The organism is Anaerobacillus sp. QJM3NY_32, assembly GCF_056173645.1.
In genome coordinates this window covers 905,271-918,035 of the sequence record NZ_CM149684.1, presented here as the reverse complement: position 1 = coordinate 918,035, position 12,765 = coordinate 905,271, and the positions used below count along the sequence as shown (strand labels likewise).

Annotated in this window: 13 protein-coding genes; 3 read left to right on the top strand and 10 right to left on the bottom strand. The window is 42.0% G+C overall.

Annotation, left to right across the window (positions count from 1 at the left end; translation table 11 throughout):
- The first annotated feature begins 135 nt into the window (after positions 1-135).
- Positions 136-1,008, top strand: coding sequence for a helix-turn-helix domain-containing protein (locus AC0VYH_RS04975; protein ID WP_475366722.1), 873 nt, complete (start codon positions 136-138; stop codon positions 1,006-1,008).
- 30 nt (positions 1,009-1,038) lie between these two features.
- On the opposite strand, the gene AC0VYH_RS04970 is transcribed toward AC0VYH_RS04975, so the two are convergent.
- Both AC0VYH_RS04970 and AC0VYH_RS04965 read right to left on the bottom strand, forming a co-directional pair.
- Entirely contained in the window at positions 1,039-1,290 is a 252-nt protein-coding gene (locus AC0VYH_RS04970; protein WP_430243630.1) for a hypothetical protein, read from the bottom strand.
- 65 nt (positions 1,291-1,355) lie between these two features.
- On the bottom strand, positions 1,356-2,945 hold the full coding sequence (locus AC0VYH_RS04965) for a solute:sodium symporter family transporter (protein WP_475373369.1): 1,590 nt from the start codon (positions 2,943-2,945) through the stop codon (positions 1,356-1,358).
- Positions 2,946-3,327: 382 nt separating this feature from the next.
- On the opposite strand from AC0VYH_RS04965, the gene AC0VYH_RS04960 reads away from it, so the two are divergent.
- Entirely contained in the window at positions 3,328-3,657 is a 330-nt protein-coding gene (locus AC0VYH_RS04960; protein ID WP_430243632.1) for a YciI family protein, read from the top strand.
- 13 nt (positions 3,658-3,670) lie between these two features.
- On the opposite strand, the gene AC0VYH_RS04955 is transcribed toward AC0VYH_RS04960, so the two are convergent.
- Positions 3,671-4,168, bottom strand: a complete 498-nt coding sequence (locus AC0VYH_RS04955) for an N-acetyltransferase family protein (protein ID WP_475373368.1) — start codon at positions 4,166-4,168, stop codon at positions 3,671-3,673.
- 13 nt (positions 4,169-4,181) lie between these two features.
- A complete protein-coding gene (locus tag AC0VYH_RS04950; protein WP_475373367.1) occupies positions 4,182-4,922 on the bottom strand; it encodes an alpha/beta hydrolase in 741 nt (246 codons plus the stop codon).
- A gap of 142 nt (positions 4,923-5,064) precedes the next feature.
- On the opposite strand from AC0VYH_RS04950, the gene AC0VYH_RS04945 reads away from it, so the two are divergent.
- Entirely contained in the window at positions 5,065-5,223 is a 159-nt protein-coding gene (locus AC0VYH_RS04945; RefSeq protein WP_404682866.1) for a Fur-regulated basic protein FbpA, read from the top strand.
- Between the two features lie 45 nt (positions 5,224-5,268).
- On the opposite strand, the gene AC0VYH_RS04940 is transcribed toward AC0VYH_RS04945, so the two are convergent.
- The 6 genes from AC0VYH_RS04940 to AC0VYH_RS04915 all read right to left on the bottom strand — a co-directional run bounded on the left by AC0VYH_RS04940 (position 5,269) and on the right by AC0VYH_RS04915 (position 12,584).
- Positions 5,269-5,820 (bottom strand): GNAT family N-acetyltransferase, encoded by a 552-nt coding sequence (locus AC0VYH_RS04940; protein ID WP_475366718.1) that lies wholly within the window; start codon positions 5,818-5,820, stop codon positions 5,269-5,271.
- A gap of 4 nt (positions 5,821-5,824) precedes the next feature.
- Positions 5,825-6,721, bottom strand: a complete 897-nt coding sequence (locus AC0VYH_RS04935) for an alpha/beta fold hydrolase (protein ID WP_475369041.1) — start codon at positions 6,719-6,721, stop codon at positions 5,825-5,827.
- A gap of 30 nt (positions 6,722-6,751) precedes the next feature.
- Positions 6,752-7,276: a DinB family protein gene (locus AC0VYH_RS04930; protein ID WP_475366716.1), complete on the bottom strand. Its 525-nt coding sequence runs from the start codon at positions 7,274-7,276 to the stop codon at positions 6,752-6,754.
- Positions 7,277-7,535: 259 nt separating this feature from the next.
- The gene (locus tag AC0VYH_RS04925) at positions 7,536-9,536 is read right to left on the bottom strand and encodes a penicillin-binding transpeptidase domain-containing protein (protein WP_475373366.1); all 2,001 of its coding nucleotides are present in this window, start codon (positions 9,534-9,536) and stop codon (positions 7,536-7,538) included.
- Between the two features lie 87 nt (positions 9,537-9,623).
- Positions 9,624-10,496: an SMP-30/gluconolactonase/LRE family protein gene (locus AC0VYH_RS04920; protein ID WP_475373365.1), complete on the bottom strand. Its 873-nt coding sequence runs from the start codon at positions 10,494-10,496 to the stop codon at positions 9,624-9,626.
- 102 nt (positions 10,497-10,598) lie between these two features.
- Positions 10,599-12,584 (bottom strand): ferritin family protein, encoded by a 1,986-nt coding sequence (locus AC0VYH_RS04915; RefSeq protein WP_475373364.1) that lies wholly within the window; start codon positions 12,582-12,584, stop codon positions 10,599-10,601.
- Between the last annotated feature and the right edge of the window lie 181 nt (positions 12,585-12,765).

Here is a 12,765-nt window from a genome sequence, read left to right as displayed (position 1 = left end):
AATAAATTTAAAAATAATGCCTTTTATTGCTTAGACTTATTTTCCTATATAAGCTAAAATGCTATTTAGAGTATGATTCACCTGTACGTTCTCGTTATATAAATAGTACTATTTTGCTTGTTAAGGAGGGATCATATGGAAGAAAAATCATTACAATACGGATCTTACGGCTATCGTTTTTCAGATCCTACACTTCAGAACATCGCCCAAATCTGGTCACTCGGATGGGATGAACAAACCACTTCTCTCTACGATTGGGACGGGACAAATCGACGCGATACAGGAAAATACATATTTCAATATACGATCTCTGGTAAGGGCTGCATCGACATTGATGGACATAGTCATGAATTAACACCTGGTCAGGGATTTATCGTAAATATTCCAGGTGATTACCGCTACTATTTACCTGAAGATAGTAATCGCTGGGAGTTTATATACCTTACACTCTACGGAGATGTCGTGAAAAAGTATTGGGATGAAATTCAAAATGAAATCGGACACATCATCCATTTCCAACCAAATTCAGAGCCGGTTCACTACTTACTTAATCTATTAAGTATGGCTTCAAACCGACAGATTTCTAATGCTCATCAAGCTTCCGGTAAGGCTTATCAATTCACAATGATGCTTTATACGTACTGTTCAAACCTAGAAAAGCGACTGTCTGAGTGGCCTGAGGCAATCGTGGAATCTTCGATGTATGCAATGAATCATTATAGTGAAGAAATCGGCCCAGATGAAATGGCGGCTTCATCCGGCATGTCTCGTTATCATTTCACTAGGCAATTCAAGGAATATACGAACCAAACACCTATTCAGTATTTAACAGATATTCGCATCAAAAAAGCAAAAGAGCTCCTATTGAACACCAAATATTCTTCAGAGGATATCGCTATTCTCATTGGGTACAAAAATGCCAATTACTTTAATAAAGTGTTCAAAAAAGTGACAGGCACTTCACCAGGAAAATACCGAACGAACACAAATGTCTCGTTACAGAAATGAAAAACAGGACCGCCTAAGCGCGGTCCTGTTCTATTTTGCTACTTCAATTGTAATCGAGCGTTTGTCATAATTAATGGTCATGCTTTTCCCTGAAGCTACGAAATTTTCCAGAACATCCTTCGACAATTGCAGTGCAAACTGTGTGCGATCAAGCTTCTCTATATCAGCTGGGTCCACAAGATCCAGCTTCTCTTCTTGCTCAGTTACTTCCTTTTGTAGCTTTTCTAATGATTCGTAAACGCTGTGATATAGCGATTCGATTGGCTCATTCGCCTTACTCATCCCACATCATCCTTCATTCCATTTGACATTGTTCCTATTATATCAAATGGAAATCCAATGGAACATTACGAAATGATGCCAATTGGTGAAAGCAACGTATAAATAATAATCATCGCTACTGTCGCTGCAATACCTACAGGATAAAGAAGCTTCCATGGAGACATTTCTACCTGCGCATTCTCTTCAAGTACAAAGTCCTTATCACGTGGCGCAATTTTTCCAATCACGAGCATCAGAATCGTACAAGCCACAAACAAAATACCAAGAATATGCAAGAAGTGAATTCCTGTATCCCAAATAAGTTGAGTTGTCGCATAGACCGATATGAAAACAAACAGAGAAACCTTCGCTGCGATCGAAGGGACACGTTTCGTTAAATACCCAACAATGAGAATCGTAAAGATCGGCACGTTATAGAAACCGTTTACGATTTGTAAATATTGAAAGAATCCTTGAGGAACTTTATCAATCATTGGAGCGATACACATTGCAAAAATAGCGAGAATAATTCCAACGAATTTTCCTTTTCGTACAACTACATTGTCCGGCGCTTTCGGATTAAAATAAGGTTTATAAATGTTAAGAGCAATGAGCGTCACCGATGAATTTAGAGCCGAGTTAAAAGATGATAAAATTGCACCGAACAACACTGCTGCGAAGAAGCCAACAAGCGGCTTTGGTAATACTTCATTCACTAGCATTGGATATGCATCCGTAGGTTCAAGACCCGGTCCAAACATATTAAAGGCAATAATTCCAGGTAAAATAAGAAACACAGGTCCAAGTAGCTTTAAGAAAGCAGCAATCAAGACGCCCTTTTGACCTTCCTTCAAATTCTTAGCTGCAATCGCTCGCTGCATAATGTGCTGAGCCGTGCCCCAATAAAATAGATTAACAAGAAGCATACCCGTAAACATCGTCCCAAACGGAACTGGACTGTTTTTATCACCAACCGAATTTAATTTCTCAGGAGAGTCCTCAACAATCGTGCTAAATCCTCCAAGAACCGAACCATCTCCAAGCACATACAGTCCGATAATCGGGATCATTAACCCGCCGATTAAAAGACCAATACCATTAATCGTATCTGATACAGCAACGGCTTTAAGACCACCGAAGATCGCATAAATCGCACCAATAATTCCGATTGCAAAAACGGTTACATAAAGACTTGCCATTCGACCAAGACCTAAAACTTCCGGAATATTGAAAAGTCCATTTAGCGCCACCGCCCCTGAATAAAGAATAGGTGGAAGCAAGTTGAAAACATATCCAAAAAGAAAGAGAATGGTAACAATTTGTTTAGTGCCAAAATCATACCGTTCCTCTAGAAAATCCGGAATCGTCGTAATACCACCTTTAAGATACCTAGGCAATAAGAAGAAAGCGACGATCACAAGCGAGATGGCTGAACCAACTTCCCACCCCATAACCGCAATGGTGTCTGAATACCCCTGAGCATTCAAACCTATTAATTGTTCGGTTGATAGATTCGTCAGCATCAATGAACCTGCAATGACCCATGCGCCTAGGCTTCTTCCTCCTAGAAAATATCCATCCTGTGTTGCTAAATCTTCCTTTCTCGTTACTAGGTAGGAGATTACGGCTACCATACCTGTAAAAAATAGAAATGAACCGACTGTAAATAAACTCATTGCTGCCTCTCCTTTTTGTAAGCGGAATCAAAGTGATCCGCACAGTTATGTATGCGTTTTAATGTCTGTTTAATATTCTATACTGTGTTCTGTAAGCGTTTCAACGGTAAAAAAAACAGAAAGTTATGCACTTTTTTGCTTTATTTCGTTACCGAAGCACAAAAAAAACCACTGCTCTGAAAGAGGAAACAGTGGTTCGACTTAAAAAATTTAAGCTATGAAGCGTTTCTAGCTATTTTTCTGTTCATATTTCTAGTAATTGCGAGCACAACCTTCCCCAAAATAGAGGATTTCTTTCTTTAATGGAGAAACAAACTATACATGGTGACTTTTTAATCAGAAGAGCCTTGTGCCTCTGATTTGCCAGTTATGGAGGTTACAAATGAAACAATTTCTATACAAGCTAACGCTCATTCCCGAACTACTAGAAGAAAGCAACTGGACTGACAAAGAGAACAGTATTGTATCAGAGCACTTCCATGCCCTTCAGCAGCTGTTGAAGAATAATATGCTCATTATGGCTGGCAGAACGTTAAACAACGACCCTTCTTCTTTTGGAATTGTTGTCATTCAGGTTTCTTCTGAAAAAGAAGCAGAAGCGCTTATGAAAAGTGATCCCGCTGTTCGAGATGGAATGATGACAGCTGAGCTCTTTCCCTACAGCGTTGCTCTTTATAATGAAGATTTCACAACAAAGCAGACGTCATCGTGACGTCTGCTAGTTCTTAAAAGTATTGCACCATATGTTCTTCGTTTAGAAACCTTCCCTGAACATAAAGGGCCTTCTCTTCAATGTAAACGGTTTTAAAGCCATAGCTTTTGTACAGATGTTTAGCCCGTTCATTCGTAGATACAACTGAAACGCTTAATTTAATGAGAGCATCCTGACTTTTCGCATAATCCATCACGCGGGATAGAAGTGCTCTCCCTGCCCCTTTGCCACGATATTCTGGCGTCACGTAAACAGCAAATAAATCAGCTTTATGACGAACCTTGATGCCGCTGCCTCTGACAAAAGTGATCACACCAATTAGTTTTTCTTGATCAAAAGCTCCAAAAGTGGCACCAGATTCCATGTTTCTCGCTGTACTTTTAATCGGATCATCTTTTTGAATCGCCTCTTCATAGCTTGAGGCAAATGCTTCTGGATTTTTCTTTAACGCTTCTAACCGAAGTTCCCAATAAGCTTCAGCGTCATCCGCTGTTAGCTGTCTGACTTCCATCTTAAAACCTCCTTTATAGAAGAGCTTTCACAAATGCTTTACACTTTTCTGCAATCAGCTCTTTATCATGATCGAGCGTCGCTACGTGATAACTATCTTTTAGTTCGATCACTTCTTTATTCGATGAAGCTATTTCATTATAAATCGTAGTCGAATTCTCTGGCGGCACAACATGATCTTCTAGTGATTTAAAAATTAATGTCGGCGCCGATATTGTTTCAAGCCTCTTTCGTGTAATCTCGGTTAAAGCAAGAATCTCTTGAATCGACTTCGTAGGCGTTTTCTCGTATGCGAGCTCATCGACACCTTCCGCTTTAATATCTGATCCAATTGCATCAAGGAAACGCGGCTCTGTTTTTCCTCTCATTTGTTCAAGACCTGGTAAATCGATCGCAGCATTAATCGGCATGATCCCTTTCACTTCAGGATGTTTTTCAGCTAAATAAAGCGTTAGCGTGCCGCCCATCGACAGACCCGTAATGAACAATGCATCACAACGTTCTTTCAGCCATTGGTAGCCTTCTTCAACAGACTGAATCCATTCTTCATATGTACTCTGCTCCATGTCTTCATAGTGAGTACCGTGACCTCTCAATCTCGGACCACAAACCGTATACCCTTCTGAAGCCAATTGCTCTCCAAGATAACGCATGCTTTGCGTCGAACCTGTAAAACCGTGGAGAACAAGTACACCAATGTGATTCCCTTCAAAGTAAAAAGGCTCTGCCCCTTGTAGTACGTCATATTTCGCCATATCGTATCCCCCCTAATCGTTATCATCTAGCATTCGTCACGAAAGCGCTTTATCCTTTTTTTAGAAATGTGCTCATTAAGGTTTGAGCATGGACCCAAAGTGGAACATATTACCTGGATATACTTAACAGGAGGAATGAAACGTGTCACACCTAAGCACTGCCGAGCAAGATCCTAAACAAAAACAGTCCTTCATTCAACGTCTATTAGACCGTGGAATTTATAAATTAAAAGATAAACAGCTCTATGAGTGCACAATGGAAGAACTAGAGTATTTAATGAGGAAAGTTGATCTACCTTAATTTCTCCAGAGGATTCTCTCCCCTGGAGTTTTTTTATGCCTCTTTTTATTTTGTTAACCACTCTCTCGCTAGCATTCCGTACACAATGTGATCATAGAATTGTCCATTAACGAGCTCCGCCTCCCGTACCACCGCTTCTTTCGTAAAACCTAGTCGTTCTGGAACCGCCTGGCTTTTCTTATTTCCTGAGGCCGCACGAATCTCAATCCGATTGAGCCCGATTTCATTAAATCCTAGATTAATAATCCCACGGCACGCCTCCGTTACGATGCCTTTCTTCTGAAACTTTTCGCTTAGCCAGTATCCAATTGTCGCGTACTGATGAGTTCGATTCACTTCATTAAACCCAATCGTTCCAGCAAGCTCACCTTTATAAAACATGCCGAGCGTTTTCGGATATCCTCCTGTTTCACTAACGCCTTTTAGCGTACTTTGAATAAACTCTCGGGAAGCCTCAATATCTGTATTGTAATCAACCCACGCTAACCATTCTTTCAAGTAATCTCTTGATTCATCGATTAAATGATAAAGTGCTTCTGCATCTTCTAGCGAATACATTCTTAGGTAAAGATCGTCATTAATTTGATATGTAAACATGTGTCTATTCTCCTCTTTTATCACCTATGTATTGAGTTATAACGTGAGCAAAGTGATCGGCTTCCTCATCATGGGGAGTATGGCCGCTGTTTGCAAAATGATAGATTGCCCCATTTTCGACGTACTTCTTGAAAGCGTCGATCTGTTCTTCAGATGTCACAGGATCGTGCTCTCCTGTTAATAAGAGAGTTGGCATCGTAAGCTTTGATAGATGTGGAATGAGTGAATGAAAGATTTCTCCTTCTTCTCTTAACAGGTTATAGTGAACTTCTGATTTATCATAAAGCTCATCCCATTTCGCCTCACTATAATAGCTATAGTCTGTAGGCTCGTTCGAATTGTAAATGTATATTTCCATTCGATTCTCTTCAAGGTAATCACTGTATGTTCCATAAACCTCTGCAAGCTCTCGATTCTTAATATCAGAATCCTTGGCGATTTCTAAGCTCTCTTTTGCTTTCTGATGCTCCCCATATTTGTCTAAGAGCGCACTCGTTTTTTTCAACAAGCTTCTCGATGTTAACGTAAAATCAAACGTCGGACATTCAAGCAGTAAATGATCAATTGATTCAGGATAAAGACTGGCATAGAGGACACCAAGATAGCCACCAAACGAATGACCGAGCACTGACCACGATTCTAATTCAAATTGCTTCCTAATCGCTTCGCAGTCTTCGATTAAATCCATCAAGCCAAATTCTTCATCATTAATCACCGCTTCTGAACGGCAAACGCCACGCTGATCAATCGCAATCACTCTGAAATTCTCTTTCAGTCGATCCGTCTGATGGTAAGAGAAATCAAAGCAGCTCTCTCCTGGTCCTCCGTGTAGATAAAGAAGAGGCGGGTTATTTTTTGAACCATGCACTTCTACATATAATGCTTTGTCTCGTATTGTCATCAGTGTTCCATTATGCACTTTGTTTCACCTCTAACTCTTTATTCTTCTTTTAATTAAGAGTATTTGCCCGCGATGACTAATTTCATCTTCCATCACGTGAAACCATTTGAAATAATGGTTAGCCTTTTCATCCCAACCAAACGGTGTGACTTTTTCGAGCCATTTGTCGTCCTTCTTTCGCAGGTGATCCAGCGTATGAGCACGCACAAGACTGAGCTCACTCCAATAATCATCCAGATCGCGCCCTCGAATGACTGATCTTGCCTTTTCTCCAAGCTCAATCCCTGTCCCAAACTCCTCCCATTCCTCGTCATTTAACTCTCGCTCTTGAAATGTCATAATTTGAAACGCCTTTTCAACCGAAGCCATGTGCTGTAGCAGCATGCCGATTGAATTGCTCTTTTCATCAAGGTGAAAATCGAGCTGTTCGGTAGTTAATCCTTTTATCGTCTCTTCCGTCGTATATCTAGCGTAATTCATCATCGAAACCAATCTACTAACCTCAGGCGTGAACCCTTCTAATCGATCTATCATACAAAGATCATTATGCTGCATCGTTCGACACCCCCTTTCGATTGAATCTAGCTTATCCTTATTACTTTCCATGAGAGTGCCGAGAATTCCTTTTAAGATTCCTTACTTTTCCAGAAAAAAACCTCGATTCTGTGTGAGAATCGAGGCTTTAGTATGTTTGGCCAATAAAAGTTGATTTTGGACAATATATTCGCGTTTTGGACAATAAAATCTCAGTTTAGCCAATATATCAGGAATTTGGCCAATAAACCGCGATCAGCCAGCCAAAGTCCATCCAACATCACTGCATTTCAGCGAAAACGTCTTTTACTTTGCCTGTAATATCGTGACTTGAGGCACCTTCGACCATCATCGCGACAAGTAAGTCGTTCTTGTCCGTATTATACGCGACAAACAGTCCATTTTCTGGGCCTTCTTCTTCGCCTGCCGCTTTTAACTCAGCCGTTCCTGTCTTACCAGCGAGCGAAATGCCTTTAACCACTGGATCATAAGCGGTACCCTCAGGATCAGAAACCACCTTCGCAAGATCATCGCTCACAATCGAGGCGATTTGAGGAGAAATCACTTCATACTCCTCCGCTGACTCGTCTTCTCCCGTTCGAAGCGTCGGTTTCAGCATCACGCCATCATTCGCAAACGTCGTATAGGTCATCGCTAACTGATAAGGAGAAATCTGTAGCTCCCCCTGTCCATAGGCAGAGTCAGCTAAAAGAATGTCATTATCATCGAGCCCACCGTTCGAGATCGAAGAGTTTTCAGTTGGAAAAGGAAACTCAACTTCCTGACCAACCTGGAACGACTCCAATCCTTTCTGGAACTTATCTGCGCCAAGATCCAGCGCTTTACGTGCAAAATAAATATTGTCCGAATGCATAAGCGCTTCTGCAAGGTTTACTTCCGGATCTGCAGGCTTCACGCGCGTCACTTTATATCCACCCCAGCTTGAGTCTGGCTGCCACTTCAAACCATCAATTTTCTCAACTGCATTCGGATCTAAATCCCCATCTCGTAGTGCGATCGAGGCAGTAAGCGGCTTAATCGTCGAGCCTGGTGAATACGTTTTATTAAACTTCGCTGAAAAAGGAAGATCCTTATTATCAGCTAACTTCGCATACTCGCCTTCGTCAAACCCAAGTGTAAAATCATTTGGATTATAGGCAGGGGAGCTTGTTAATGCAAGCGTCTCACCTGTTGTTGGATGGAGCGCTACCGCAGTTCCCGGATCTTTTCCAAGCTCTTCAAACAACTTCTGTTGGACAGTGCCATCGATCGTAACTTGAATGTTCTCGCCATCAACCTTTTCCTTACTGGCAATCACTTTCTCAGGATCTGCTCCCTTTACTTCAATCGACCAGCCCGTTACACCATGAAGCTCGTCTTCATACACTTGCTCGAGGCCAGCCTTTCCAATGCTTTCATAGCTGGAATACCCTTTTCCTGCATACTTCTCTAGATCTTCTTTCTGCATCTGACGAATATAGCCTGTTAAATGTGCAGCACTTTCACCAAAAGGATAGATTCTTTCAGTCGTATTGTTTATCTGAACGCCTGTAATCTCACTTGCTTCAGCAAGTAACTCTTCCTCTGATTCCATCACGCTTTTTAGCGGAACGAATTGTGTTGGATCAGACTGCACCCACCCCTGATTAAGCTCTTTCTCAATATCCGCTACGCTCACCTTCAACGCATCACTAAGCTCATTCACAATCTTTTCTTGATCAGATTCAATGGCCTGCGGCACAACGCCAATTTGCTTAACCGTACCATTGATCGCTAAGCCCTCTCCATTCCGATCGGTCAATTCACCACGAACCGGAACTGAAGAACGAATGGCGACCTCATCGCCTTCCTTCAATTCTTTAAAAATAAACGAAGGATTCCAGTTCACACCGTAAGAATCAGCGTCGTCTCCTTCAGTCAGGACTAGCGTTGCTTCGTTATCAAACGAAACTTCGCCAGCTAGTGTCTGCATCGACACTGAAAAAGGAAACGTCACTTCTCCTTCATCATTTGGCTCAGGCTCTTCTTCCGGTTTCTTAAAAGTAACTTTCAAATCCTCGACTTCTACATCGCCATAAATAGATTTGTAGCGATCAACAAAGTCTTCTTCTGATATTTCCTTTTGCATAGCAGGTGATAACTTCTTATACATGCTGCTAAATTCTTGTTTATTCCAGTCCTTAACATATGTATCGAACGCATCAACCGCTGATGGTTGATCCGAACAACCCGCAAGCAGCAATAAAAAAAGCCCCATTGCGATGAGTGATTTTAGTTTCACACTCAGCCTCCCCTTCTTTTTTTATTCATTTTCTATTATTTTCCTACTATTATAGAAGACTTTTAAACAAGAAGGAAGGGAAAAGGACTAACCTTTAAACGAGTAGGTTCGACTGCCTATCACATTTGTTTTCACTCGAAACACTCCGCCTGCATACGGAAACTGCTTTAGCTCTTCTTCACTCGTATTCGTTCTAGCAGTAGTAATGTAGAGCTCGTTCCGCTCTTTTCCACCAAATACGCATGATGTTACGTTCAATGCAGGGACGCTTACTTCTAGCATTCGCTCACCGGTATCAGGATTCCATCTCGTTACCTTAGATCCACCCCAGTGGGCAATCCACAGATTTCCTTCTTCATCGCTCGTCATCCCATCCGGCATCCCTTCTCCGTCTGGAATAGTGATCACCTCAACGGGGTTACGAATATCACCGGTAGAAAAATCATAATCATAGCGGACAACTTTTTTCGTTGGTGTATCAATAAAGTACATGTAGCGCGTATCAGGTGACCATGCCAAACCATTTGATGTACTCACATGATCGACTTTCTTCGTCACTTCAAGGTTTTCATCAAGGCAATAAAGCGCTCCTTCTCCTTTTAATCCTTCTAAGTGCATCGTACCTGCCCAAAACCTGCCTGCCGGATCACACTTGCCATCATTAAATCGGTTATCTGGTAAATGGCTTTCTGGATCGGTGATTGCTTCCACGCTCTCCGTAGAAAGGTTCATCGCATAAAAGCCACCGGCCATCGCCATCACAAGTCCGCCTGATTCTCGCGGAGCAATTGTGCCAACCATTTGCTCCTGTTGCGTCTCAATATTGCCTGCGGTCATTGGATTGTAGGCGTGAACCTTCTTCCCTTCAATATCCACCCAATAGAGAAGCTGGCTTTGATCATCCCAGCAAGGACCTTCTCCAAGTATCGCGCGTGCATCAATCACTAGTTTTGCTTCCATATTATGTACCTCCTAATTAGTGAATCATCTATTCTCTCTACTCTACCCCTTAATAAGAAAAGGGTCCACCTTCTATGAAGAAGAAGGGAACCCATCAACCTTTTAAATTAAAAACGGATTCGTTAAATCTGCCCACTGATATTTCTGTCCCCAGCTTTCTTTTGCGAGAGATGTCACCCGATCAATCAATTCATCTGGAACGACCGCTAAATCGCCCATCTCGTTTGGGTTATAGTGATAGGCATAAACACGTGAAAGGAATTGATCAAATGGAAGGCTCGCTTCCCCTTCCTCTTCGCCGTGATTCCGAACCGTTGACTTAATGCCCTGCCCCCAATCTTGACCGCTATCATTGTTCGGATTATAGAAATAAACTCTCATTTGTCCGGATGAATCCGCAGCAATACGTTGAATCGAAATGGCATGCAACCCGAGTAAGTCCGCATTAGCCGTCGTAACGAAAATTCCGACCGGGTTTGGATAAATGAGCTGATGTCCTGCGTTGTAGTCTGGATGATGCGTCGCGTAAAAAAGCCGAGCAAACTGCTCATAATCTGACACGCCACCAGTAACTGGATTGATAACAGAAGAAAACTCTTTGGATATCCACTGACCGTAAAATTCTGGATTCACAAATTTATGACCATCTTCCCCACGAAAGGCACTGCGCTTCATCATTTCATCGTAAACGCGATCAAGATGCGGAACGAGGATAAGGGAAACGGCATCAAGCTCTTTGTGAAGATCCGGAGCTAGACCTCCTAAGATGAGAGAAGAATTGATTTCAACCCCTTCAAACGAAATATCAACCTCACCATCACGACACGCTCTTGCAACAAGTTCTAGAAGGAATCCAGGGTCATGCTGTGACCAAAGGCTGATTCCTCGCGCAGATTGACATGTAGGATTCATCCCCTGACCAATGCCAAGCGGTTGCCCTAGCACACTCAGTAGACCTGAAAGTAAAATCCCTACATTTGTCACATCATCAGGATGATTCCGTGAAGCCATTAAATCCTTTTCTACTTCTGCTAGCATATCGATTTCAATGATCCTTTCAAGCCCTGGGATTACCGGAGGAGAGGATAAAACCCCACGCTCAAGCATGCGCGCAAGTCCATAGAGGGACTGAGCTGTGACAGGATAGATTGATAGTAAAATGAGCTCTTTTACCAAAGAAAAATGCTCATTTAAATTAGCTTCACCTTTTTCAGTTAATCCAAGCGTGAGGACGAGTAGATGAGAAGCGTCCTCCTCAGCAAGGGTACGAGCAAGCTGTGCGTGAATGGGAGAAACGAGACCTGTATCACGCATGACATCAGCGAACCGTTCCGCTTCTAACTCTTTCTCCATTTCAGATAACGCATTGAATTGATCGCGATAGTCCATAAAGTCCGGATAGGATTGACTCAGTTCCGTCGGAGCATGCACGCTATCGAGATAGCGCTGAATGCTCGCGCGTCCTTCTGTGCTTAAGTCCTCTGAAGACAAGAGATTTTCAGCGTAACCGATCATTTCTTTAATTCGCTTTACCATGATCGGGCGCTGTGCGGTTAGTCGATCAATTTCATCCACAAACGTAGCCGACAGCGATCCGAGCGACATCTTTTCAGCTAAAAATTGAAAAAGGTTCATGCCCCTCTTTTGTTCTTGACCTTGATTGATTCTTGCTTCCTCCGTCTCAGCTGGGAAAATCATTTGGAGATTTAGCGCCATGACTTTGTTTAGAAAAGTGCGAGCCTGTTCGCTCGAAACATCTGGATGAGTATATTCCTCTTTCGCAATCGCAAGCATACGAAGCTCACTTAGTACTTCAAAAATCGAATAGTTTCCGTCTATTTTAAAAGATCCCCCTACAAGAGGCGGTTGTAATTTACGAGGTTCTTCCCATGGTCCACCTTCAAAAACGCCCGCCTTATCATAGTCACTAGCGAGTTGATAAAGGGATTCGAGATTATTCTGGTCAATGAGAACGGCAGCGTCTGATAATAGTTCTTCTAACACAACTGGATTCTGACGGTTTTCCTTGAATGACTGAAGAGTACTGACAAACTTTTGCTGTTCTGAATTTGAAAATGATGATTCCATTTCCATACATCCCCCATTATTTACAAGATAGCTATTTGTACCCCAATCCAAGAAAAGGAAACCCCTTCTATGGACCAATTTATTTTCGATTATCGAGCATTTCGCGGAATAATTAAGAATATCGCGGAAAAATCACGTTTTTCGCGGAATAAAATAAAATATCGCGGATATATTCCAGAAT

Bases quoted from the DNA above. Each gene is read 5' to 3' on its own strand.
- AC0VYH_RS04915 (WP_475373364.1), bottom strand. From the start codon at position 12,584: ATGGAATCATCATTTTCAAATTCAGAACAGCAAAAGTTTGTCAGTACT.
- AC0VYH_RS04930 (WP_475366716.1), bottom strand. From the start codon at position 7,276: ATGCAGCATAATGATCTTTGTATGATAGATCGATTAGAAGGGTTCACG.
- AC0VYH_RS04935 (WP_475369041.1), bottom strand. From the start codon at position 6,721: ATGACAATACGAGACAAAGCATTATATGTAGAAGTGCATGGTTCAAAA.
- AC0VYH_RS04970 (WP_430243630.1), bottom strand. From the start codon at position 1,290: ATGAGTAAGGCGAATGAGCCAATCGAATCGCTATATCACAGCGTTTAC.
- AC0VYH_RS04950 (WP_475373367.1), bottom strand. From the start codon at position 4,922: ATGGCGAAATATGACGTACTACAAGGGGCAGAGCCTTTTTACTTTGAA.
- AC0VYH_RS04960 (WP_430243632.1), top strand. From the start codon at position 3,328: ATGAAACAATTTCTATACAAGCTAACGCTCATTCCCGAACTACTAGAA.
- AC0VYH_RS04965 (WP_475373369.1), bottom strand. From the start codon at position 2,945: ATGAGTTTATTTACAGTCGGTTCATTTCTATTTTTTACAGGTATGGTA.
- AC0VYH_RS04975 (WP_475366722.1), top strand. From the start codon at position 136: ATGGAAGAAAAATCATTACAATACGGATCTTACGGCTATCGTTTTTCA.
- AC0VYH_RS04955 (WP_475373368.1), bottom strand. From the start codon at position 4,168: ATGGAAGTCAGACAGCTAACAGCGGATGACGCTGAAGCTTATTGGGAA.
- AC0VYH_RS04920 (WP_475373365.1), bottom strand. From the start codon at position 10,496: ATGGAAGCAAAACTAGTGATTGATGCACGCGCGATACTTGGAGAAGGT.
- AC0VYH_RS04940 (WP_475366718.1), bottom strand. From the start codon at position 5,820: ATGTTTACATATCAAATTAATGACGATCTTTACCTAAGAATGTATTCG.